The 21791-nt window shown below is 68.3% G+C and carries 19 protein-coding genes and 1 tRNA gene; 9 read left to right on the top strand and 11 right to left on the bottom strand.

Annotation, left to right across the window (positions count from 1 at the left end):
* The first annotated feature begins 224 nt into the window (after positions 1–224).
* Both ispD and ispF read left to right on the top strand, forming a co-directional pair.
* Positions 225–965, top strand: a complete 741-nt coding sequence (gene ispD / locus MKD50_RS25500; RefSeq protein WP_115706714.1) for a 2-C-methyl-D-erythritol 4-phosphate cytidylyltransferase — start codon at positions 225–227, stop codon at positions 963–965.
* 4 nt (positions 966–969) lie between these two features.
* On the top strand, positions 970–1479 hold the full coding sequence (gene ispF, locus MKD50_RS25495; protein WP_012352652.1) for a 2-C-methyl-D-erythritol 2,4-cyclodiphosphate synthase: 510 nt from the start codon (positions 970–972) through the stop codon (positions 1477–1479).
* Positions 1480–1481: 2 nt separating this feature from the next.
* On the opposite strand, the gene MKD50_RS25490 is transcribed toward ispF, so the two are convergent.
* From MKD50_RS25490 to ompR, 6 genes are all read right to left on the bottom strand, one after another.
* Positions 1482–2054, bottom strand: a complete 573-nt coding sequence (locus tag MKD50_RS25490; RefSeq protein WP_115706716.1) for a GNAT family N-acetyltransferase — start codon at positions 2052–2054, stop codon at positions 1482–1484.
* Positions 2055–2270: 216 nt separating this feature from the next.
* The gene (locus tag MKD50_RS25485; RefSeq protein ID WP_010810111.1) at positions 2271–2792 is read right to left on the bottom strand and encodes a carboxymuconolactone decarboxylase family protein; all 522 of its coding nucleotides are present in this window, start codon (positions 2790–2792) and stop codon (positions 2271–2273) included.
* 105 nt (positions 2793–2897) lie between these two features.
* Positions 2898–3446 (bottom strand): peroxiredoxin, encoded by a 549-nt coding sequence (locus MKD50_RS25480; protein WP_018004461.1) that lies wholly within the window; start codon positions 3444–3446, stop codon positions 2898–2900.
* A gap of 263 nt (positions 3447–3709) precedes the next feature.
* A complete protein-coding gene (locus tag MKD50_RS25475; RefSeq protein WP_252669222.1) occupies positions 3710–5014 on the bottom strand; it encodes an MFS transporter in 1305 nt (434 codons plus the stop codon).
* 203 nt (positions 5015–5217) lie between these two features.
* Positions 5218–6567, bottom strand: coding sequence for an ATP-binding protein (locus MKD50_RS25470; RefSeq protein ID WP_018004459.1), 1350 nt, complete (start codon positions 6565–6567; stop codon positions 5218–5220).
* A 24-nt stretch (positions 6568–6591) separates the two neighbouring features.
* Entirely contained in the window at positions 6592–7314 is a 723-nt protein-coding gene (gene ompR / locus MKD50_RS25465) for an osmolarity response regulator transcription factor OmpR (protein ID WP_010810107.1), read from the bottom strand.
* Positions 7315–7614: 300 nt separating this feature from the next.
* Here ompR and MKD50_RS25460 point away from each other — a divergent pair, with 300 nt between their 5' ends.
* A complete protein-coding gene (locus tag MKD50_RS25460) occupies positions 7615–7962 on the top strand; it encodes a hypothetical protein (protein WP_252669221.1) in 348 nt (115 codons plus the stop codon).
* Here MKD50_RS25460 and MKD50_RS25455 read toward each other — a convergent pair.
* On the bottom strand, positions 7959–9221 hold the full coding sequence (locus MKD50_RS25455) for a Zn-dependent hydrolase (protein ID WP_252669248.1): 1263 nt from the start codon (positions 9219–9221) through the stop codon (positions 7959–7961). The genes MKD50_RS25460 and MKD50_RS25455 overlap by 4 nt on opposite strands.
* Before the next feature lie 50 nt (positions 9222–9271).
* Complete coding sequence (gene hpnD / locus MKD50_RS25450; RefSeq protein WP_115706720.1) at positions 9272–10108, bottom strand: presqualene diphosphate synthase HpnD; 837 nt, start codon at positions 10106–10108, stop codon at positions 9272–9274.
* Positions 10109–10497: 389 nt separating this feature from the next.
* Between hpnD and MKD50_RS25445 the strand changes: the two genes are divergently transcribed.
* Complete coding sequence (locus tag MKD50_RS25445; RefSeq protein ID WP_252669220.1) at positions 10498–11706, top strand: efflux RND transporter periplasmic adaptor subunit; 1209 nt, start codon at positions 10498–10500, stop codon at positions 11704–11706.
* Between the two features lie 4 nt (positions 11707–11710).
* Positions 11711–14824, top strand: a complete 3114-nt coding sequence (locus MKD50_RS25440) for an efflux RND transporter permease subunit (protein ID WP_240074348.1) — start codon at positions 11711–11713, stop codon at positions 14822–14824.
* Positions 14825–14866: 42 nt separating this feature from the next.
* On the opposite strand, the gene MKD50_RS25435 is transcribed toward MKD50_RS25440, so the two are convergent.
* Both MKD50_RS25435 and MKD50_RS25430 read right to left on the bottom strand, forming a co-directional pair.
* Positions 14867–15469, bottom strand: coding sequence for a hypothetical protein (locus MKD50_RS25435; RefSeq protein WP_240987610.1), 603 nt, complete (start codon positions 15467–15469; stop codon positions 14867–14869).
* 82 nt (positions 15470–15551) lie between these two features.
* Positions 15552–15638, bottom strand: a tRNA-Leu gene (locus tag MKD50_RS25430).
* A gap of 243 nt (positions 15639–15881) precedes the next feature.
* Between MKD50_RS25430 and MKD50_RS25425 the strand changes: the two genes are divergently transcribed.
* The gene (locus MKD50_RS25425) at positions 15882–16250 is read left to right on the top strand and encodes a VanZ family protein (RefSeq protein WP_252669219.1); all 369 of its coding nucleotides are present in this window, start codon (positions 15882–15884) and stop codon (positions 16248–16250) included.
* Here MKD50_RS25425 and MKD50_RS25420 read toward each other — a convergent pair.
* The gene (locus MKD50_RS25420; protein ID WP_252669218.1) at positions 16225–17082 is read right to left on the bottom strand and encodes a 23S rRNA (adenine(2030)-N(6))-methyltransferase RlmJ; all 858 of its coding nucleotides are present in this window, start codon (positions 17080–17082) and stop codon (positions 16225–16227) included. The genes MKD50_RS25425 and MKD50_RS25420 overlap by 26 nt on opposite strands.
* Before the next feature lie 146 nt (positions 17083–17228).
* Between MKD50_RS25420 and mnmC the strand changes: the two genes are divergently transcribed.
* The 3 genes from mnmC to clpP all read left to right on the top strand — a co-directional run bounded on the left by mnmC (position 17229) and on the right by clpP (position 21548).
* The gene (gene mnmC, locus MKD50_RS25415; RefSeq protein WP_252669217.1) at positions 17229–19202 is read left to right on the top strand and encodes a bifunctional tRNA (5-methylaminomethyl-2-thiouridine)(34)-methyltransferase MnmC2/FAD-dependent 5-carboxymethylaminomethyl-2-thiouridine(34) oxidoreductase MnmC1; all 1974 of its coding nucleotides are present in this window, start codon (positions 17229–17231) and stop codon (positions 19200–19202) included.
* A 240-nt stretch (positions 19203–19442) separates the two neighbouring features.
* Positions 19443–20798 (top strand): trigger factor, encoded by a 1356-nt coding sequence (tig, locus tag MKD50_RS25410; protein WP_115706727.1) that lies wholly within the window; start codon positions 19443–19445, stop codon positions 20796–20798.
* A gap of 99 nt (positions 20799–20897) precedes the next feature.
* Positions 20898–21548 carry an ATP-dependent Clp endopeptidase proteolytic subunit ClpP gene (clpP, locus tag MKD50_RS25405; RefSeq protein ID WP_011615108.1) on the top strand — a complete coding sequence of 217 codons (651 nt, stop codon included), beginning with the start codon at positions 20898–20900 and terminating at the stop codon, positions 21546–21548.
* The last annotated feature ends 243 nt before the right edge of the window (positions 21549–21791 follow it).

Below are 21791 nucleotides of genomic sequence, written 5' to 3'. Positions count from 1 at the left end.
GGGGCGTTCAAAACGACGACGCCCCGCCGGCATTGCGGGCGGGGGTCGGAACCGGGGACTTCAGGTGCCGGCGGCGCCCTGCCGGTTACGGCGAAGCGGCATGGCGACCGGCAAGGGCCGTATTATAGAATGCGCACCGGTTGTCCCGCTGCCGCCCCGTGGTGCCGCACCATTGGCCGGGCCGGCCGGCAGTCCCGCACTTCTTTTTACTCCACGCCGATCCTGTGTCCGCTCGCCGCTTTGCCCTGATTCCCTGTGCCGGTACCGGCAGCCGCGCCGGCGGTGCCGTGCCCAAGCAGTACCAGACCGTGGCCGGCCGGCCGATGATCTGGTACGCGCTGGCGGCGTTCTCGGCGTGCGACGCCATCAACGCCACCGCACTGGTGCTGGCGCCCGACGACATGCCGCTGGAATCGCGCTTCGGCGCGGCCGCTTTTGCCGGGCTGCGCTTCGATACCGCCTTTGTCGGCGGCGACAGCCGCCATGCGTCGGTGCTGGCGGGCCTGCACCACCTGGCGCAACTGGGCGCGACCGACGCCGACTGGGTGCTGGTGCACGATGCCGCGCGCCCGGGCCTGACCCCGGCCATGGTCCACGCGCTGGTGCGCGCGGTGGAAAGCGACGGCGACGACGATCCCGACGCCGCCATCGGCGGCATCCTGGCCGTGCCGGTGCCCGACACGCTGAAGCGCGCCCAGGACGATGCCCGCATCGGCGCCACGGTGCCGCGCGAAGGGCTGTGGCAGGCGCAGACGCCACAGATGTTCCGTCTCGGCGTGCTGCGCCAGGCGCTGCAGGACGCCATGGCGGCCGGCGCGGTGGTGACCGACGAGGCCAGCGCGATCGAGCGCCTGGGCCTGCATCCGCGGCTGGTCAACGGCTCGCTGCGCAATTTCAAGGTGACCTACCCGGAGGACTTCGCGCTGGCCGAAGTGCTGCTGGGCAACCACGCCAAAGGAGCATGACCGCATGATGCCTTTCGATATCCGGGTGGGACAGGGCTATGACGTCCACGCGCTGGTGCCCGGCCGCAAGCTGATCCTGGGCGGGGTCGAGATCCCGCACGACCGTGGCCTGCTGGGCCATTCCGATGCCGATGCGCTGCTGCACGCGGTGACCGACGCGCTCTTCGGCGCCGCCGCGCTGGGCGATATCGGCCGCCATTTCCCCGACACCGACGCACAGTTCGCCGGCGCCGACAGCCGCGCGCTGCTGCGCGAGGCGGCGCGCCGCGTGCGCGAGGCCGGCTATGAGATCGGCAACGTCGATGCCACCGTGATCGCGCAGGCGCCCAAGCTGGCGCCGCATATCGGGGCCATGGTGGCCAACCTCGCCGAAGACCTGGCGATCGCGCGCGGGCGCTGCAACGTCAAGGCCAAGACCAACGAAAAGCTGGGCTTCGAGGGGCGCCAGGAAGGCATCGTGGCGCAGGCCGCGGTGTTGCTCTGGCGCGCCTCGGTGGCGGACGCGCAGGACTGAGTTCAGGCGCGCGGCTTGTCCGCCGCGGTGTCTTCGGGGGGGATAGCGTAGGTGTAGTCGATCAGCCGCGCCATCGCGCCGCTGCGCGCGCCGGCCTCGGTGCGCTTGGTGAAGCCCATCTGCTGGCACAGCCGGTTGGCCGACGCCATTTCGGGCATGGTGCGCACCACCAGCGTCGACGCGCCGATATCGCGCGCGCGCTGGATGCAGATCTGCATCAGTGTGCGCCCCAGCCCCAGGCCGCGCGCCTGCGGGCTGACCGACAGCAGCCGTGCCTCGGGCTGGGTCAGGGTGATGGTGCTGCCGTCCAGCGCCGGCAGTGTCGCGCCCGGGTGGCAGAACAGCACCGCGCCCATGATGCCGTGATCGGTCTCCGCCACCCACCATTCCATGTCCGGGTGGCTGGTCGCCAGCACGGCCTGCATGCCGCGCTGGAACGACGCACGGCAATCTTCCATGATGGCCAGCTCGTATTGCCCGTAGGCCTGTTGCGTGACGGCGGCGATATCGCCCCAGTCATGCACCGCCGCCAGGCGGTAATGGAAGCGGGGGGAAGTCGGTGAAGGCAGGGTCATGGCAGGCTGAAAGTGCGTATCCTGCCTGGATTGTAGGCGGATCGCCGCGCCTGCGCAGGGCGGGACCGTGAGGGTTGCAGGATGGGAACAGCCGGCAAGTTCCGATGGGAAGCTGCCGGCTGTTGTGCTACGGCGCCCGTTGCCGGGACGCCAGGGAGGGCGCGGGGGCGCGCGGATGCCTTACTGGGCCGCTGACTGGGCCGCTGACTGGGCCGCTTACTGGGCAGCAATCACGTTGGCCGCGGCCACGATCACCGCGGCAATGCGGCCGACGTCGCGCAGCTGCTGCGCGGTCATGCCCTGTTCGTTCTTCAGCAGCTGGTAGTGCGACTTCACGCAGAAGTGGCACTTGCCCACGATCGATGCGGCCAGCGCGTACATCTCGAAGCGGCGCTTGTCCACGCCGCCATGGGTGGCGTAGGCGTTCATGCGCAGCCCGGCCGGCTGGCTGGCCAGGTCCGGATCGTCGGCCATTTCGACATACGGGTACCAGGTGTTGTTCATGCCCATCAGCGCGGCCGCGGTCAGCGCGCCGTTGGTTTCCTCGGGCGACAGCACGCCCGCGTTGCGGATGGCGTCCACCAGCACCTTGCTCTGCGCCGCGAATGCCGCCGCCAGCGCCACGCCGACCGCATCGTTGCCTTCCAGCGAGGAACGGGCGATGGTGCCGTCGACGTTCAGGCGGATGTCCTTGGCGTAGTCGGGGATAAGATTCTTAATCGTGCTGAGGAATTCCATTTATTTCTCCTATCGATCGGGGCTCAAAAAACCCGCGCAAGCGGGTTTCGATGCGGAGGGCGCGGCCCCCCGCGGATCGCCAAGGCGTCTGGCGACGGTCAGAAATTACAGCGTGGCGCCACCAACCGCACGGTTGCACGGGCACAGCTCGTCGGTTTGCAGGCCGTCCAGGATACGCAGGACTTCGTCCGGGTTGCGGCCGACGTTCAGGTTGTTCACCGAAACGTGTTGGATGGTGTTTTCCGGGTCGACGATGAAGGTCGCGCGCAGGGCAACGCCGGCGGCGTGGTCACGCACGCCCAGCTGGTCGATCAGCGAACCGGTCACGTCGGCGAATTGCCACTGGTTCAGCTTGTTCAGATCCTTGTGTTCGCGGCGCCATGCCAGCTTGACGAACTCGTTGTCGGTCGAGCCGCCCAGCACGATCGCGTCCCGGTCGGCGAAGTCGGCGTTCAGCTTGGCGAAGGCCACGATTTCGGTCGGGCACACGAAGGTGAAGTCCTTCGGGTAGAAGTAGATGATCTTCCACTTGCCTTCGAACGACTTCTCAGTGATGTCTTCGAAAGCCGACTGGCCGTTCTCTTCGTGATTGTTGAAACCCGGCTTGACACCGACGACGTGGAAGGCTTCGAGCTTGTCACCAACGGTCTTCATAGACTTCTCCTGATACGGTTGCAATGAGAGCGGTGCCGCTGCCGCATGCCCGGCGTGGGACCGGTGAAACGGCTGCTGCGGCGGCGTACCGCGATAAAACGTGATTATGCGTCATCATCCGGGCCCGGGCTAATTGATATTCTCAAACGGCCCGATAGGCAAAGCATGTGGCGCGTCGTCGCGCCAGCGCCGCCGATGCGATGGGGCAGTATGCCATGCACGATGACACCGCACATGGCAACTTGGTGACGGTTGCGGGGAAATCAAGCCGCCTGCATCGCCGCCTCGCTGCCGCGGCGCGCGCGGAAGATCACCAGCGTGGCGACCAGCCCGCACAGCGCGGCGAACATCAGCCACAGCCCGGGCGCCGCCTTGTTGCCGGTGGCGTGGATCAGGTAGGTCGAGATCGCCGGCGTGAAGCCGCCGAACAGCGCGGTCGCCAGGCTGTAGGCCAGCGAGAAGCCGGTGGTGCGCACCGCGGGCGGCATGATCTCGGTCAGCGCCACCACCATCGCGCCGTTATAGCTGCCGTACAGGAACGACAGCCACAGCTCCACCATCAGCAGCCGCGCGAACGACGGCTCGGCCACCAGCCACGACACCGCCGGATACGCGGTCAGCAGCGTCGCCACCGTGAAGCCCAGTAGCAGCGGCTTGCGCCCGACCCGGTCCGACAGCGCGCCCATCAGCGGCAGCCAGATGAAGTTGGACAGGCCCACGCACATGGTGACGATCAGGTTGTCGGTGTCGTCGAGCCTGAGCACGGTCTTGCCGAAGGTCGGCGTGTATGCGGTGATCATGTAGAACGACACCGTGGTCATCACCACCATCATGCAGCCGGCCAGGATGATGCGCCAGTTGTCCAGCATCGAGCGGTAGATCTCGCCGATTGCCGGGCGGTGCTTGCGCGCCTTGAAGGCCGCGGTCTCTTCGAGCGAACGGCGGATCAGGAACAGGAACGGCACGATCAGGCAACCGACCAGGAACGGGATGCGCCAGCCCCATTCGTCCATCTGCGCCGGCGCCAGCGTGGCGTGCAGGATCACGCCGAGCAGCCCGGCGAAGATCACCGCCACCTGCTGGCTGCCCGACTGCCAGGCGACATAGAAGCCCTTGCGTCCGGGTTTGGCGATCTCGGACAGGTAGACCGAGACCCCGCCCAGCTCCACGCCCGCGGAAAAGCCCTGCAGCAGCCGGCCGGCCAGCACCAGCAGCGGCGCGGCCACGCCGATGGTGGCATAGCCCGGCACGCAGGCGATCAGCAGCGTGCCCATGGCCATCAGCACCAGCGTCATGATCAGCCCCTTGCGGCGGCCGTGGTGGTCGATATACGCGCCCAGCACGATCGCGCCCAGCGGCCGCATCAGGAAGCCAGCGCCAAAGGTGGCAAGCGAAAGCATCAGCGAGGCAAACTCGTTGCCGCTCGGGAAGAAGGTCCTGGCGATGGCGGCGGCGTAGAAGCCGTACACCATGAAGTCGTACATTTCCAGGAAGTTGCCGCTGACGACGCGGAACACGGTGCGGAACCCGTGCTGCGAGCCGGCGGACGCTGCGGTGGTCTCTGACATGGCTGTCTCTCAGGCACCGCCGGTGCGATCCGGCGGCATGATTGTCGGGAGGTATCAGCCAGGCGCGCGGGCCGCGCCATGTGAGAGGGGAGTTGCCGCGGGCCTGATGACGGGCGCCAGTGTGCGCCGCGCCGCTGTCATTGCCCTGTCAAATGCCTTTCAGGAAGCTATCAGCGGCTGTCGAAAACCTGTCAGTGCGCCGCTCAGGCGCGCCGGAAGCACGCGCTGACCACCAGGCCGGTGGCCGGCGCGGCGCGGTTGGCCAGCAGCAGCCGGCCGCCGTTGCGCTGCATGATGCGGTTGACGATCGACATGCCCAGCCCCGCGCCCTTGGCCTCGCTGCGCGCGGCGTCGAGCCGGTAGAACGGCCGCGTCAGCAGCGACAGCTGGCCGTCGGGCACGCCGTTGCCGTGGTCGGCCACGGTCAGCACGGCTTCCTTGTCGTCGACGCGCGTGGAGATTTCCACCACCGCCATGCCGGTCTGCTCGTCCTTGGCATAGCGGCGCGCGTTCTCGACCAGGTTGTCGAGGATGCGCTGCACCTCCATGCGGTTGGCGACCGCCATCACCGGCTCGTTGGCGCGCACATGCACGCGCACGTCGTCGTGGGCGGCATAGACGCCGACGGCATCGTGCACCAGCGCCGACAGGTCGACCGGCTCGACCGTCTCGAGCGGCGGGCGCGCGTAGTTAAGGAACTGGCCGATGATGGCGTCCATCTGCTCGATGTCGGCGATCATGGCGTCGCGCGTGGTGCCGTCCATCGGCGACATCTCGGTTTCCAGCCGCAGCCGCGTCAGCGGCGTGCGCAGGTCATGCGAGATGCCGGCCAGCATCACCACGCGGTCGTCGTCGAGCTGGCGCAGGTCGCGCACCATCTGGTTGAAGCTGTGGTTGGCCAGCGCTACTTCGCTGGCGCCATGCTCGGGCAGCGGCGGCGGGTCGCCGCCGGCGCCGATGGCGCGCGCGGCGTTGGCGAGCCGCTTGAGCGGGTAGTTGACGCGCGCGGTGATAAAGGCCGCGCCGATGATCGACAGCAGCAGCGCGGCGATACTCCACCACAGCCACTGGATGCCGGGCACGCGCTCGAAGCGTTCCGGGCTGATCGCCACCCAGTAGTCATCGCCTTCGATCTCGAAGCTGACCCACACGCCGGGGATGTCGTTGACGGTGGTGGCCAGCACGGTGTCCTCGCCCAGGCGGCTGCGGATCTCCTGCTGCACCAGCGAGGTCAGGAACGGGTTGGCGGTGGGCGCGGCGAAGTCGTCGTCCTTCTCGCGCGGATAGACCTTGATGCCTTCGTTCTGCACCAGGTCCAGCAGCAGGAAGCGGCGCCGCGCGGGATCGGAATAGAGTAGTGCGGCGCGCGTGAGCTTGACCACGCTGACCACCTGCATGGCGATCTGCTGCGCGCGCGGGGCGCGTTCGAACAGCCGGTAGCTCTGGAACCAGATGCCCAGCGAGATGGCCAGCAGCAGGGCGATCAGCATGAAGGTCCGCCAGAACAGCGAACCAAAGAACCGCGTTGCGGTACGGCCGATTACGGTCGCCACGATAGGAACAGCGGCCGCAATCGGTTATTTCACGCCATCGGGAATGAAGACGTAGCCCAGGCCCCATACCGTCTGGATGAAACGGGGGTTGCTGGGGTCCGGCTCGATCAGCTTGCGCAGGCGCGAAATCTGCACGTCCAGGCTGCGGTCGAACACTTCGTATTCGCGGCCGCGCGCCATTTCCATCAGCTTCTCGCGCGACAGCGGCTGGCGCGGATGGCGCGCGAACACCTTCAGCACCGAGAACTCGCCGGTGGTCAGCGTGATTTCTTCGTCGTTCTTGGTCAGCGTGCGCGTGGCCAGGTTCAGCACGAAGTCGCCGAAGGCAAAGGTCTCGGGCGTTTCCGACGGGGCGCCGGGCACTTCGGCCGGGCCCTTGCGGCGCAGCACCGCGTGGATGCGCGCGATCAGCTCGCGCGGGTTGAACGGCTTGGGCAGGTAATCGTCGGCGCCCATCTCGAGGCCCACGATACGGTCCACGTCCTCGCCCTTGGCGGTGAGCATGATGATCGGGGTCTGGTCATTGGCGCCGCGCAGCCGGCGGCAGATCGACAGGCCGTCTTCGCCGGGCATCATCAGGTCCAGCACCAGCAGGTCGAAACGCTCGCGCAGCCAGAGCTTGTTCATCGCGGTGGCGTTCTCCGCCACCAGCACGGTAAAACCCTGTTCGCCCAGATAGCGGCGCAGCAGATCGCGCAGACGCGGGTCATCGTCGACGACAAGAATCTTGTGGCTGGTATTTTCCATGGCGGTATCTTAGCGACTATCGCTTTCGCTCAAAATGGCTTAACAAAACGTTACATACTTTACCCCGTGGTATGGCAGTGTGCATCAATCGTGCGATTACACTGCGCAATCCGTCCATTTCGGCGCCGTGCGCGGCAGTTTTCCACGCATTTTCGCCGGACGATCCACGGCTTCCGCCAGCCCGTCCAGCGCTCGCTGGCGCAATGCTTGCAGAGGGCGCGGTGCCGGACGGGGTACGGAATTCCCGGCTTCAGGGCAGTCCAACCACTGCTTTTCGCGAAGCCTAGACCGCCATTATCAATGAAAGTGAACCGAACCCGGCACGGACATCCGCAGCATGGTATCGCCGGCGCATGCCTTGCGCTGGCGCTGACCGTGCTGGCGCTGTGCATGCCGGGCGGGACGGCACTGGCGCAATCGGCGGGTATGGCCAACTTGCTCAAGCGTTATCCGTCGGCGCAGGCGAGCGACCCGAGCAACAGCCAGCGCGAAGCGCGCACCCGTGCCGAGCGCCATCGCGCCGAACAGCACGAGGCCGAGCGCCGGCGCGGCGAGGAACGCGGCGGCTCGCGGCTGTCGCCGGACGAACGCCGCCGGCTGCGCAAGAATCTCTACGACTTCGGACGCGACATCTACCAGGGCGGCTAGCCGCGCGGCTGGAAGTGGCGCAGGAAATCCACGAAGACCTCGGCGGCCAGCTGCGCATCCTCGGCGGTGATGGTCTCCAGCGGGTTGTGGCTGATGCCGCCGTTACCGCAGCGCACGAACAGCATCGCCACGTCGGTGACCCGCTGCATCATCATGGCGTCATGGCCGGCGCCGGAAGGCAGCTCGAACGCCTGCAGCCCGCGCTTCTTCAGCACCGCCCCGAACTGATCCATCAGCCAGCGCGCGCATGGCGCGTTGTTGACCGGCGGCACGCGCTCCACCTGCGCGCTCAGGCCGCGGCGTTCGGCAATCTGCGCGATGCCGGCGACGATATCCGCGATGGCGGCTTCGCGGATGACGTCCTCGCCGGCGCGAATGTCCATCGAGAAGGTGCAGGCCGCGGGGATGACATTGCTCGAGCCGCCCGGCACCTGCAACTGGCCCACGGTGCCGACCAGCGTCGGCGCCGCCGCGCAGCGCTGCTCCACCAGCAGGATCATCTCGGCCGCGCCCGCCGCGGCGTCGCGGCGCATGCCCATCGGCGTGGTGCCGGCGTGGCTGGCCAGGCCTTCGACGCGCACCGAGAAACGGCTGCTGCCGGCAATCTGCGTGACCACGCCCAACGGCAGCTCATGGTGCAGCAGCACCGGACCCTGTTCGATATGCACTTCGACAAAGCCCAGCAGCGAGGCCGGATCGAGCGCCGCGTCGCGCAGCGCCTGCAGCTCGCCGGCGCCCGGCAGGCCGGATGCGGCCAGCGCCTCGCGCAAGGTGATGCCGTCCGCGTCCTGGCGTTCGAGCAGTGCGGCGTCGAAGCGGCCGGCCAGCACGCTGCTGGCCAGGAAGCTGGTCTTGAAGCGCAATCCTTCTTCCTCGGCGAAGGCCACCACGTCGACGTGATAGGGCAGGCGGATGCCGGCGCGGTTGAGCGCGCCGAGCACGGCGATCGGCAGCAGGATGCCAAGCCGGCCGTCATAGCGCCCGCCATTGCGCACGGTGTCGAAATGCGAGCCGGTCAGCAGCACGCGCGCGTCGCCGACCGCGGTATCGGCGGCATAGCGGCCGATCACATTGCCGATGGCATCGATGCGCACCTGCATGCCGGCCGCTTCCATCCACTGCGCCAGCAGGGTCTGCGCAGAGCGGTGGGCGGGCGTCAGGTAGGCGCAGGTCAGGCCGCCCTCCATGTCGGAGAAACGGGCGAGTTCGTCGGCATGGGCGAGGATGGTGTCGCCGAGGGAGGCGGAGGTCTGCGTCATGGCGGTACGGCTTGGGACAGGTGGTCGGAAAAGGCGGCGTAGTCCGCGCGCTAGCTGTTGCGCACCCAGGTCTTCCAGGCAATCCACAACTTGCGCAGCGGCGTCAGCGCAATGCGCTGGTTCAGCACCTGGAACTGGCTGGCTTCGAGTTCGTCGAGCAGCGCGTGGTAGATCGCGCCCATCAGCAGGCCGGCGCGCTGGGCGCGACGGTCCTGCCGCGGCAGCAGCGCCAGCGCCTCATGGTACAGCGCGCGGGCCCGGCCGGCGTGGTACTGCATCAGCGCGACAAAGCGACCGGAATGCTCGCCCTTCAGGATCTCGGAGGCCGGCACCTGGAACTGCTGCAAGGTATTGACCGGCAGGTAGATGCGCCCGCGCCGGGCGTCCTCGCCGACATCGCGCAGGATATTGACCAGCTGCAGCGACTGGCCGAGCTTTTCGGCGAACACCAGCGTCTGCGGATCGGTGTAGCCGAACAGGCGCGCGCTCAGCGTGCCGACCACCCCGGCCACGCAATGGCAGTAGCGCGCCAGGCCGGCCTCGTCCAGGTAGCGGGTCTGGGTCAGGTCCATTTCCATGCCCTCCAGCACCTCGGCCATCTCGGCCTGGCTCAGGCCGGCGCTGGCGACATGCGGCTGCAGGGCCTGGGTGGTGGGGTGGGTCGGCGCGCCGTCGAACAGGCGGCGTAACTCGGCACGCCACCAGTCGAGCTGCTGGTGCGCCAGGCCGGCGTCATGGCTGTCGTCGACCACGTCGTCGACTTCGCGGCACCAGGCGTACAGCGCGGTGATCGCGCGGCGGCGCTCGGCCGGCAGGAACAGGAAGCTGTAATAGAAGCTCGAGCCGCTTTGGGCGACTTTCTCTTGGCAATACTGATCGGGCGTCACGCCGGTCTCGGGTCGAAGAAATGTGGAAACCGCGGAAAACCGCGGTAAATCGCAGACAAGCGGGGGTGCCAGGCCGATGGGGGCAGCCGCGTCGCGGCGCGCCGGATTGTAGCATCGCGGCCGGGCTGACCCGGGCGCATCCGGCGCAGTTCGCCGCCCCGCAGCACCGCTGAAGCTTCCTTCCAGACGTTTCGTCGCCTGCCGTTTGACGCACCCCGGAGCCGTCGTTATATTACTGACCGGCAAGTTATTTAGCGCCCGAGCCGGCGTCCGGCCATCCGCCGCCCACCGTCAGGCTGCCCACCCCTGCCAGCCCGATCGGGCGGCGTGAACCATGGTGGAGCGCGGCCCGCCCAGCAGTTGTACCCATTCCGAATCGTTGCCTACCGATGCCAGTGCTTTGCCAAGTGCCGGAAGTTGCGGCTGCAGATAGTCCAGTCACCCCCGTCGTCACCGCGCCGCACCGGCAGGCCAGGCGTCCCGGCCGCCGCACGGCCGTGGCGGCGCTGTCGCTGGCCGGCGCGCTGGTCCTGGTCGGCTGCGGCAAGGCACCCGAACGCGCGCCGGAGATCCGCCCGGTGCGCATGATGCAGCTCAGCCCGCACAGCGGCAAGACCGCCTTCGAGTTTTCCGGCGACGTGCGCCCGCGCGTGGAGTCGCGGCTGGGTTTCCGCGTCGGCGGCAAGATCGCCGCGCGGCTGGTGGATGTCGGCGCCGTGGTCAGCAAGGGCCAGCCGCTGGCACGGCTGGACCCGGCCGACCTGTCGCTGGCCGAAGCCGGCTCGCGCGCGCAGTTCGAGGCCGCCCGCACCGACCGCGACCTCGCCGCGGCCGACCTGAAGCGCTACAACGACCTGTTCGCCAAGGGCTTTATCAGCGCCGCCGAGCAGCACCGGCGCCAGGCCAGCTTCGACGCCGCTGAAGCGCGGCTGCGCCAGGCCCAGGCCGGGCTGCGTAGCCAGTCCAACCAGACCGCCTATGCCGTGCTGCATGCCGACGCCGACGGCGTGGTCACCGCCATCGACGCCGAGGTGGGCCAGGTGGTCACCCCTGGCCAGCCGGTGGTGCGGGTGGCGCAGACCGCCGAGAAGGAAGTCGCGATCGGCCTGCCCGAGGACCAGGTCGGCCTGCTGCGCGGGCTGACCGAGGTGACCGTCCATACCTGGGCCGAGCCGCAGCGCGCGCTGCCCGGCCGCGTGCGCGAGATCGCCGCCGCGGCCGACCCGGTCACGCGTACCTACGCCACCCGCGTAAGCGTGCCCAATCCGCCCGCCGACCTCAAGCTGGGCATGACCGCGGTGGTGACCTTCGTTCGCAACGGCGCCGCGCCGGCGCTGCGCGTGCCGCTGACCGCGCTGCTGCAGGAGCAGGGCCGCGACATGGTCTGGATCTACGATGCCGCGTCGGGCACGGTCAAGCCGGTGGCCGTGACGTTGGGCGAAGCCTTCGGCAATGAGATTGAGGTTCGCCAGGGCCTGGCGCCGGGCCAGACCATCGTTACCGCCGGCGTGCACCTGCTGCGCCCGGGGCAGAAGGTGCGACCGCTGCAGACGGTCGCGCCGGCATCGGCGGCGGCCGCCACCCCGAAGCAGGGGTGAGCGGATGGACCATTCCCGCTTCAACCTGTCACGCTGGGCGCTGGAACACCAGCCGCTGACCCGTTACCTGCTGGTGGTGCTGCTGCTCGGCGGCCTGCTGGCGTTTTTCCAGCTGGGCCAGGACGAGGACCCGCCGTTTACCTTCCGCGTGATGGTGGTGCAGGCCTTCTGGCCCGGCGCCACCGCCGAGCAGATCGCGGTCCAGGTCACTGACAAGATAGAGCGCCAGCTGCAGGAAGTGCCCTATGCGGACAAGATCCGCAGCTTTTCCAAGCCCGGCGAGACCACGGTGATCTTCCAGCTCAAGGACACTTCGCCGGCCAAGGAGACCGCGCAGGTCTGGTACACCGTGCGCAAGAAGATCGGCGACATCCAGCAGACCTTGCCGGCCGGCGTGCGCGGGCCGTTCTTCAACGACGAGTTCGGCGACGTCTACGGCACCATCTACGCGCTCTCGGCCGATGGCTTCAATTACAAGGAGTTGCGCGAATATGCCGACCTGGTGCGCCAGGAACTGCTGCGGGTGCCGTCGGTGGCCAAGGTCTCGCTGATCGGGCTGCAGGACGAGAAGGTCTACATCGAATTCAACCAGGCGCGCTTTGCCCAGCTGGGCCTGGACATCAACGCCATCGCCGACCAGATCTCGCAGCAGAACAATTTGACCGGCAGCGGCGTGCTGGTGACGCCGAGCGATAACCTGCAGGTGCGCCTGTCGGGCCAGTTTGCCAGCGTGGCGGACCTGGAGAACCTGGTGCTGCGCGGGCCCAACGGCATCGCCAATATCCGCCTGGGCGACATCGCCCACGTCTACCGCGGCTATGTCGATCCCACCCAGCAGCGCATGCGCTTCAACGGCAAGGATGTGATCGGGCTTGGCATCTCGATGCAGAAGGGCGGCGACATCATCGAGCTTGGCAAGAACCTGCGCAGCGCCTTCGAGCGGCTGCGCGGCCAGCTCCCGGTGGGCATCGAGATGGACCAGGTGCAGGACCAGCCCGAGGCGGTGCAGCGCTCGGTCGGCGAGTTCGTGCGGGTGCTGATCGAGGCGGTGGTGATCGTGCTGGCGGTGAGCTTTGTCTCGCTCGGCCTGCACACGAGGCCGCTGCGGCTCGATGTGCGTCCCGGCCTGGTGGTGGCGCTGACCATTCCGCTGGTGCTGGCGGTGACGTTCCTGTTCATGAACATCTTCGGCATCGGCCTGCACAAGATCTCGCTGGGCGCGCTGATCGTGGCGCTGGGGCTGCTGGTCGACGACGCCATCATCGCGGTCGAGATGATGGTGCGCAAGCTGGAAGAGGGCTTCTCCAAGATGGAGGCCGCCACCTTTGCCTATACCTCGACCGCGATGCCGATGCTGACCGGCACGCTGATCACCGCGGCCGGCTTCCTGCCGGTAGGGCTGGCACGTTCGACGGTGGGCGAGTACACCTTCGCCATCTTCGCGGTGACGGCGCTGGCGCTGGTGCTGTCGTGGCTGGCGGCGGTCTACTTCACGCCCTACCTGGGGTACCTGCTGCTCAAGACCCGCGGCGCGGGCGCGGGCGAGGCCCACGAGGTCTTCGACACGCCGTTCTACGCGCGCTTCCGCCGGCTGGTGGACTGGTGCGTTACCTGGCGCAAGCTGGTGATCGCGATCACGCTGGTGGCGTTCGCGCTGGGCATCTACGCCTTCAAGTTCGTCGAAAAGCAGTTCTTCCCGGATTCCAGCCGCCCGGAACTGATGGTGGAGTTGTGGATGCCGGAGGGCACCAGCTTCGCGCAGATGGAGGCCGAAGCCAGGCGCTTCGAGCAACGGATCGGCAAGGACCGCGACGTCGCCAGTCTGACCACCTTCGTCGGCACCGGCGCGCCGCGCTTCTACCTGCCGCTGGACCAGATCTTCCCGCAGACCAACGTGGCGCAGGTGATCGTGATGCCGGCCAGCACCGAAGTGCGCGACGCGCTGCGCCGCCGCGTCATCCAGCTGCTCGATGCCGAGTTCCCGTACCTGCGCGGACGCGTCAAGCTGCTGCCCAACGGGCCGCCGGTGGCCTATCCGGTGCAGTTCCGCGTGATCGGCCCGGACGCCGCCGCGGTGCGCCGGTTGGCCGACCAGGTCAAGGCCGAGATGCGCGCCAACCCCAACACCGTCGGCGTCAACGACAACTGGAACGAGAACGTCAAGATGCTGCGCCTGGAAATCGACCAGGACAAGGCGCGCGCGCTGGGCGTCACCACCCAGGCCATCGCCCGCGTCACGCAGACGGTGCTGAGCGGCGTGCCGGTGGGGCAATACCGCGACGGCGACAAGCTGATCGACATCCTGATGCGCACGCCGCGCAACGAGCGCGACGCAATCTCGGACCTGAACAACATGCTGGTGCCGACCAACACCGGCCGCGTGGTGCCGCTGACGCAGGTGGCACGCGTGACGCTGCGCTCCGAGCCTGGCGTGGTCTGGCGCGAGAACCGCGACTTCGGCGTGACCGTGCAGGCCGACGTGGTCGACGGCATCCAGGGCCCGACCGTCACCGCGCAGATCAACCCGAAGCTGGACGCGCTGCGCGCGCAATTGCCGCCAGGCTACCGCATCACCGTGGCCGGCGCGGAAGAGGAAAGCGGCAAGGCCGGGGCCTCGATCGCGGCGCAGCTGCCGCTGTGCATCTTCATCATCTTCACGCTGCTGATGCTGCAGCTCCACAGCTTCTCGCGCGCGGCCATGGTGTTCCTGACCGGGCCGCTCGGGCTGATCGGCGCCGCCGCCACGCTGTTGCTGCTGCGTGCGCCGATGGGCTTCGTGGCGCAGCTGGGCATCACCGCGCTGCTGGGCATGATCATTCGCAACTCGGTGATCCTGGTCGACCAGATCGAGCAGGACATCCGCGCCGGCGTGCCGCAATGGACCGCCATCGTCGAAGCCGCGGTGCGCCGCTTCCGCCCGATCATCCTGACGGCAGCCGCGGCCGTGCTGGCGATGATCCCGCTGTCGCGCTCGATGTTCTGGGGGCCGATGGCGGTGGCCATCATGGGCGGGCTGATCATCGCCACGGTGCTGACGCTGCTGTTCCTGCCGGCGCTGTACGCGGCATGGTTCCGCGTGCGGCGGCCCGAAGACGGACCGGGCGCCGTGGCCGTGTGACGGCCGGCGCCAGGGTCCTGCGCTATTGCACCGGGCCTGCGCCTAGTTGCAGATCGTGCCGGGAACCGGCTTGCCGGAGGCGGTCAGCCCCTGGCATGCGTCGCCACTGGCCAGGCTGGTATCCGACGCCGAGGCCGGCGACAGCTTCAGCTTGCCGGCCACGGTGCAGCAGCCGCGCGGCGGTGGCGGGTAGGGGGTGCGTTTGATAGTGGTCCCGGTTATCGTGGCTGGAGCGGTCGGGGTTACCGAAGTGGTCGGTACCGGAGTCACCTCCGCCGCCGGCGCGGCGACCGCTGCGGCAGCACCGGTCTTCGGTGGACCGCCCGCTTCAGCCGACTCTTCCACTTCGGGATAGACGCATTGCCCCTGGTGGCAGATCCGCTCACCTTTGCACTGCATGTCGTACTGGCATCCGGCGGCCTGTGCGAGCGATGTCCAGCCAGCGGCCATCGACGCTGCCAACAGCAAGGCAGGGAATTTCATATGCCCTCCGATCAGGGCTGAGGTAATCATGCCGGGCACCACCTGCGCAGTGCGCGCGGCGGCTCCGACATCTTCAGCATAGATCGCCGCACGGGTCCGCGAAAGGCGCTGCCCCTCAGGGGTTCTACCACCTGCACCAAGCGCCGCGAACGCGCGCGTCATCGCTTCGGCACGCAGCCTGTTGGCGCATGGCCGATCGAAGTCTGTGATGGGAAGGTTGTCAGCCCGCCACTTGACAGGCGGGTGGTGCGAGGGAGGGGACTCGAACCCCTACACCATTGCTGGCGTCAGGACCTAAACCTGGTGCGTCTACCAATTTCGCCACCCTCGCGGTCCTTGCGGCGCTGCCCGGGCGGGCGGCCGCGATGCTCGTTGCCGGAGACGAAAGCAAAAAAGGCGGCTGGAAGTGCCCGCCTTTGCCGTCTTCTTGCCGGATCTGCCGCCGGCAGCCCGCAGTGCAACGAGGTTGCGGATTGTAGCGCAAGGCGCGGGGGGAATCCAGCCCCGTGGCGACTGCCCGCCCTGGCTGGCCCGTGCGGCTATATTGTCGGCTCTCCAGTCCTTTATCCCGCCCATGATTGCCGTTCCGACCCTGATCCCGCTGCGCTGGCGCCTGCTGTTCTGGGCCAGCGCCGCCGCCGTGTTGGCGCTGTCGCTGATGCCGCCGACGCAGCCGCTGCCAACCACCGGCTGGGACAAGGCCAATCACGCGCTCGGGTTTGCGCTGCTGGGCCTGCTGGGCGCACGCGCCTACGCCGCACGTGGCTGGCTGCTTTGGCTGGGCCTGGTCGCGTATGGCGGCGTGATCGAGCTGCTGCAGGGGCAGACTGGCTACCGCGAGGCCGACTGGCTCGACCTGCTTGCCGACATGGTCGGCGTGGCCGCGGCTATGGCGCTGGTCTGGCTGGTGCGCCGGCTCAGCGCTCCTCGGCTTCGAGCGTGAACCCCGCACCGTCGTCCTGCCCGAGCAGGTCGGCCAGCACCGGCATGGCTTGCTGCAGCGACTCCTGCAGCCGCCACGGCGGGTTGACGATGAACATGCCGCTGCCGTGCAGGCCCAGCCCGCCCTCGACCGGGCGCTTGACCGTCAGGGTCACATGCAGCCAGCTCTTGAGCGGCAGGCCCTTCAGCTGCACCGGCAACTGCAGTGCTTCGCGCCGCTGCACCTGCGGGTACCACACCGCGTAGACGCCGGTGGCAAAACGCTCCAGCCCGTCGCGCACGGTCTGCACGGTGCGGGCGTAGTCCTGCTTGTCTTCGTACGACGGATCGACCAGCACCAGCGCACGGCGCGGCGGCGGCGGCAGGATCGCCTTGATGCCGCCGAAGCCGTCGCCGTCGTACAGCATCACGCGGCGCCCGGCGCCGCGGAAGTTGTCGCGCAAGACCTGGATCTCGGTGCTGTGCAGCTCGAACAGCCGCAGGCGGTCGTGCTCGCGCAGCATCTGCCAGGCCAGCCAGGGCGAGCCCGGGTAGTGGCGCAGGTTGCCGTCCGGGTTGAGCGCGCGCACCTGGTCCAGGTATTGGTCCAGCATCGGCGGCAGCGGGGTGCCGCTTGCCGCGGCGCGCCACAACGGCGCGATGCCGGTCTCGAACTCGGCCTTCTTCTGCGCGTAGGCGTGGTCCAGCGCATAGAGGCCGGCGCCGGCATGGGTGTCGATGTACCAGAACGCCTTGTCCTTCTGCGTCAGGTGCTCGAGCAGTTGCACCACGACGGCGTGCTTGAGGACATCGGCGTGATTGCCGGCATGGAAGGCGTGACGATAGCTGAGCATGTGGAGCAGGGCGCCCTGGCGGCGCAAGATTCGGGGCAGACGGCGGCGTCCGCGGCAAGGCCGCTATGCTACCATCCGCCGCGAGTCGCCCCTGCCACGCTCCCGACGCTGCGTCCGGGGCATTCCGCTTTCGAATTTCCTGTCCCATGCCGCGCGCACTCGAGCCCGCCGAGCCCATCCTGTCCGCCCAGGGCACCCCGTATTCGCCCCGCTACGACGACGTCTACCACAGCACCGAAGGCGGCCTGGCGCAGGCCGCCCATGTCTTCCTCGGCGGCAATGGCTTGCCGGGTGCGTGGGCCGGGCAACGGCAGTTCGTCATCGTCGAAACCGGCTTCGGCCAGGGCCTGAATTTCCTGGCGACCTGGCAGGCGTGGCGCGACCATCCGCAACGCTGCGGCACGCTGCATTTCGTCTCGATCGAAAAGCATCCGTTCACGCGTGAGGGGCTGGCGCAACTGCATGCCAGCCTGGACGAGTTGCAGCCGCTGGCGCAGGCGCTGCAGGCGCAATGGCCGCTGGCGCTGCCGGGCTTGCACCGGCTCGCGTTCGACCAGGGTCGCGTGGTGCTGACGCTGGCGCTGGGCGACGCCGAAGCGATGCTGCCGCGGCTGGCCGCCGGTGCCGATGCCTTCTACCTGGACGGCTTCTCGCCGGCGCGCAATGCCGAGATGTGGTCGGTGCCGGTGTTCCGCGGCCTGGCGCGGCTGGCGCGCCCCGGTGCCACGCTGGCGACGTATACCGCCGCGGGTTTTGTGCGGCGCGGGCTGAAGGAGGTCGGCTTCGAGGTCGGCAAGGTGCCCGGTTTTGGCGGCAAGCGCGACATGACGGTCGCGCGCTTTCGCCCGCAATGGAAATCGCGCCGCCACGCGCCGCCGTTGCCGGGGCAATGGCCCGAGCGCCACGCCATCGTGATCGGCGCCGGACTGGCGGGCTGTGCCGTGACCGAGCGGCTGTCCGCGCGCGGCTGGCGCGTGACCCTGTTCGATGCCCACGAAGGACCGGCGCGGCAGACCTCGGCGCATCGCGCCGCGGCCATGCATGCGCATGTGTCGGCCGACGACAGCCTGTTGTCGCGGCTGTCGCGCGCCGGCAACCAGTACGCACTGCGCGCCTGGGCGGCGCTGGCCGAGGCCGGACACGCGGTCGGCTGGCACGGCTGCGGCGTGCTGCAGATCGGCGCGGACGAGGCTGAAGGCGAGGCCCAGCGCGCCGCGCTGGACGCCATGGGCTTGCCGCAGGATTTCGTGCGCTGGATGAGCGCCGACGAGGCGGCCTCGACGCACCACGCCGGCGTGCCGCGCGGCGGCCTGTGGTTCCCGCAGGGCGGATGGGTCGCGCCGCCGGATATCTGCACGGCGCAGCTGGCGCGCGCCGGCGGGGCAGTGGCTGCGCGCTTCGGCTGCCGGGTCGACGCGATCGCGCGCGTCGACGGGCAATGGCGGGCGCTGGCGCCGGACGGCGCCGTGCTGGCGTCGGCACCGGTGCTGGTGTTGGCCAACGCACATGAGGCGCAGCAACTGATGCCGCAGCAACACTGGACCCTGCGGCGTGTGCGCGGCCAGCTGACCACGCTGGCAGCCGCGCAGGTCGATGCGCTCGGCGGTTGGCCCGACTGCGTGGTGACCGGTGCCGGCTACCTGCTGCCGCGTGCCGCCGACGGCAGCGGCCGCGTCGGCTCGAGCTATGACGAAGATGTCGGTCCGCTGGTGGCGCAGCCGGCGGTCCACGCCGCCAACCTGGCCCGGCTGGCCGGGCTGCTGCCGGCCCAGGCCGACGCGGTGGCCGCGCTCGATCCCGCCAACGTGTCGGGCTATGTCGGCGTGCGCACGGTCACGCACAACCGGTTGCCGCTGATCGGGCAAGTGCCGGACGAGGCCGCCGCGGTGGCGCAGGCCGCGTCGCTGCGCGGCGCGCACCTGCGCGACCTGCCGCGCCAGCCCGGGCTCTATGCGGCGCTGGCCTATGCCTCGCGCGGCCTTACCTGGGCCGCGCTGGGCGCGGAACTGCTGGCCAGCCAGATCGAAGGCGAGCCGCTGCCGCTGGAGTCGGACCTGGCCGATGCGGTGGATCCGGCACGCCTGCTGCTGCGCGCGCTGCGCCATGGGCAGGCGGCGTAGCGCGGCTCATCGTGACGTAGCGGGGCTGCAGGGTTGCGGCGCGTTCCGGGCAAAATCTGCCGGAAGCGAATCAAAACCGTGCGATAATCCCCGTTTTCCGTTTGCGCGGAGCTTTCCGTTCGCCGGTGCGCTGCCCTGGCCGTCCTCTCGCGACGGCGCCGTGGCGGTAAAGCGGGCGGTACGCGTACAAGACGGCAGCACCTACGAACACAACTACATTTCTGGATTGGATCTACGACCATGTCGAACGTGATTGAGAACCTCGGCAAGCTGGACCGCAAGGTGACCCTGGCCATCCCCAAGGCCGAAGTGGAGAAGGAAAAGCAGGAGCGCCTGGTTCGCCTGTCGAAGACCGTGAAGATGTCGGGCTTCCGTCCGGGCAAGGTGCCGATGAAGATGGTCGAGAAGCAGTACGGCCAGCAGGTCGAGTTCGAAGTCCGCTTCGACAAGGCCGCGCGCAAGTTCTTCGACATCACCAAGGAACAGGACGTCAAGGTTGCCGGCCAGCCCAAGTTCGAGATCAAGAACGAAGGCGTGGGCGAAGATGAAGTGGCGTTCGACGCCACCTTCGAGGTGTACCCGGAAGTGAAGATCGGCGACCTGTCGGCCGCCGAAGTCACCCGCACCGGCACCGAGATCACCGACGCCGAAGTCGACAAGACCATCGACATCCTGCGCAAGCAGCGCGTGCACTACCACGCCCGCGGCGAAGCCGGCGAGCATGGCGACGGCGGTGCCGACGTCAGCGCGCAGAACGGCGACCGCGTGACGCTGGACTTCGTCGGCAAGATCGACGGCGAAGAGTTCGCCGGCGGCAAGGCCGAAGACTTCCCGTTCGTGCTGGGCGAAGGCCGCATGCTGCCCGAGTTCGAGCAGGCCGCGCTGGGTCTGAAGGTCGGCGAAAGCAAGACCTTCCCGCTGGCCTTCCCGGCCGACTACCACGGCAAGGAAGTGGCCGGCAAGACCGCCGAGTTCACCGTGACCCTGAAGAAGATCGAGTGGGCGCACCTGCCGGAAGTGAATGAAGCCTTCGCCAAGTCGCTGGGCATCGCCGACGGCAGCGTCGACAAGATGCGCGCCGACATCCGCGAGAACCTCGAGCGCGAAGTGAAGCGCCGCACGCACGCCATGCTGAAGGACCAGGTCATGGAAGCGCTGCTGAAGGCGAGCGAGCTGGATGTGCCCAAGGCCCTGATCGAGCAGGACCAGGAGCGCCTGGTGGAAATGGCCCGCCGCGACCTGGAGCAGCGTGGCATGCCCAACGCCAAGGACATGCCGATCCCGGCCGAGATGTTCGCGCAGCAGGCCGAGCGCCGCGTCAAGCTGGGCCTGATCCTGGCCGAGATCGTCAAGGCCAACGGCCTGGAAGCCAAGGCCGACCAGATCAAGGCCGAGATCGAGGACTTCGCCAAGAGCTACGAGGACCCGAAGGAAGTCATGCGCTGGTACTACGGCGACCAGCAGCGCCTGGCCGAAATGGAAGCCTACGTGCTCGAAAACAACGTGGTAAATTTCGTGTGCGGCAAGGCCAAGGTCACCGACAAGAAGGTGTCCTTCGAGGAACTCACCGCCGAAGGCAACCAGCAGCAAGCCTGAGGCCGGAAGTGACCGGCAGCCCCGCGCCACGGTGCGGGGCCGGAACTTCCCGAGTTACCCGGATTGCCTTGCGATCCGACGAATCCATGGAGAACATGCATGACCCGCAATGATTTGCTTGACCGTCTCGCCACCACGCAGGCTTCGGCACTGGAAACCCAGGGCCTGGGGCTGGTGCCGATGGTCGTCGAGCAGTCCGGCCGGGGCGAGCGCGCCTATGACATCTACTCGCGCCTGCTGAAGGAGCGCGTGGTGTTCATGGTGGGCGAGGTCAACGACCAGACCGCCAACCTGGTGGTGGCACAGCTGCTGTTCCTGGAAAGCGAGAACCCCGACAAGGACGTGTCCCTGTACATCAATTCGCCGGGCGGTTCGGTGTCGGCGGGGCTGGCCATCTACGACACCATGCAGTTCATCAAGCCGGACGTGTCGACGCTGTGCATGGGCATGGCGGCGAGCATGGGCGCCTTCCTGCTGGCGGCGGGCGCCAAGGGCAAGCGTTCGGCGCTGCCCAACTCGCGCATCATGATCCACCAGCCGCTGGGCGGCGCGCGCGGCCAGGCCTCGGACATCGAGATCCAGGCGCGCGAGATCCTGTACCTGCGCGAGCGGCTCAACACCATCCTGTCGGAAGTGACGGGCCAGCCGGTCGAGAAGATTGCCCGCGACACTGATCGCGACAATTTCATGAGCGGCGACCAGGCGGTCGACTACGGCCTGATCGACAAGGTGCTCGCCCGCCGCGGCTGATGCGGCGCGCCGCCGTGGCCCCTGGGTGCGACGGCGGCCGGCCACATCGGCTGGGCTCAAATGGCGAAGGCTACACCGGAACGAGGCCCCGTGCCTCGTTTTTTGCATCGGAACCTGTGAAACGGGGCCTTGGCCCCACAGCCGGGGGGAACCGCCGGTGGTGCCAATTGTTTTGGCGTATGATGCGTTTGAAGCGTATCGCCGAGGAGCCTGTCGCCCCGCGGTGTGCGCACTGCAAAAGTG

The organism is Cupriavidus mimosae (assembly GCF_023952485.1).
GTDB classification, from domain to species: domain Bacteria; phylum Pseudomonadota; class Gammaproteobacteria; order Burkholderiales; family Burkholderiaceae; genus Cupriavidus; species Cupriavidus taiwanensis_C.
Note: the sequence above shows the minus strand (reverse complement) of the source record. Positions and strands in the feature narration are given on the sequence as shown.

What these genes read in the sequence shown, in the direction of transcription:
- tig (WP_115706727.1), top strand. Translation starts at nt 19,443, where the DNA reads ATGTCGAACGTGATTGAGAACCTCGGCAAGCTGGACCGCAAGGTGACC.
- MKD50_RS25485 (WP_010810111.1), bottom strand. Translation starts at nt 2,792, where the DNA reads ATGGAATTCCTCAGCACGATTAAGAATCTTATCCCCGACTACGCCAAG.
- MKD50_RS25425 (WP_252669219.1), top strand. Translation starts at nt 15,882, where the DNA reads ATGATTGCCGTTCCGACCCTGATCCCGCTGCGCTGGCGCCTGCTGTTC.
- MKD50_RS25475 (WP_252669222.1), bottom strand. Translation starts at nt 5,014, where the DNA reads ATGTCAGAGACCACCGCAGCGTCCGCCGGCTCGCAGCACGGGTTCCGC.
- MKD50_RS25460 (WP_252669221.1), top strand. Translation starts at nt 7,615, where the DNA reads ATGAAAGTGAACCGAACCCGGCACGGACATCCGCAGCATGGTATCGCC.
- MKD50_RS25435 (WP_240987610.1), bottom strand. Translation starts at nt 15,469, where the DNA reads ATGACGCGCGCGTTCGCGGCGCTTGGTGCAGGTGGTAGAACCCCTGAG.
- MKD50_RS25445 (WP_252669220.1), top strand. Translation starts at nt 10,498, where the DNA reads ATGCCAGTGCTTTGCCAAGTGCCGGAAGTTGCGGCTGCAGATAGTCCA.
- MKD50_RS25455 (WP_252669248.1), bottom strand. Translation starts at nt 9,221, where the DNA reads ATGACGCAGACCTCCGCCTCCCTCGGCGACACCATCCTCGCCCATGCC.
- MKD50_RS25440 (WP_240074348.1), top strand. Translation starts at nt 11,711, where the DNA reads ATGGACCATTCCCGCTTCAACCTGTCACGCTGGGCGCTGGAACACCAG.
- MKD50_RS25490 (WP_115706716.1), bottom strand. Translation starts at nt 2,054, where the DNA reads ATGACCCTGCCTTCACCGACTTCCCCCCGCTTCCATTACCGCCTGGCG.
- MKD50_RS25480 (WP_018004461.1), bottom strand. Translation starts at nt 3,446, where the DNA reads ATGAAGACCGTTGGTGACAAGCTCGAAGCCTTCCACGTCGTCGGTGTC.
- clpP (WP_011615108.1), top strand. Translation starts at nt 20,898, where the DNA reads ATGACCCGCAATGATTTGCTTGACCGTCTCGCCACCACGCAGGCTTCG.
- ispF (WP_012352652.1), top strand. Translation starts at nt 970, where the DNA reads ATGATGCCTTTCGATATCCGGGTGGGACAGGGCTATGACGTCCACGCG.
- ompR (WP_010810107.1), bottom strand. Translation starts at nt 7,314, where the DNA reads ATGGAAAATACCAGCCACAAGATTCTTGTCGTCGACGATGACCCGCGT.
- mnmC (WP_252669217.1), top strand. Translation starts at nt 17,229, where the DNA reads ATGCCGCGCGCACTCGAGCCCGCCGAGCCCATCCTGTCCGCCCAGGGC.
- MKD50_RS25420 (WP_252669218.1), bottom strand. Translation starts at nt 17,082, where the DNA reads ATGCTCAGCTATCGTCACGCCTTCCATGCCGGCAATCACGCCGATGTC.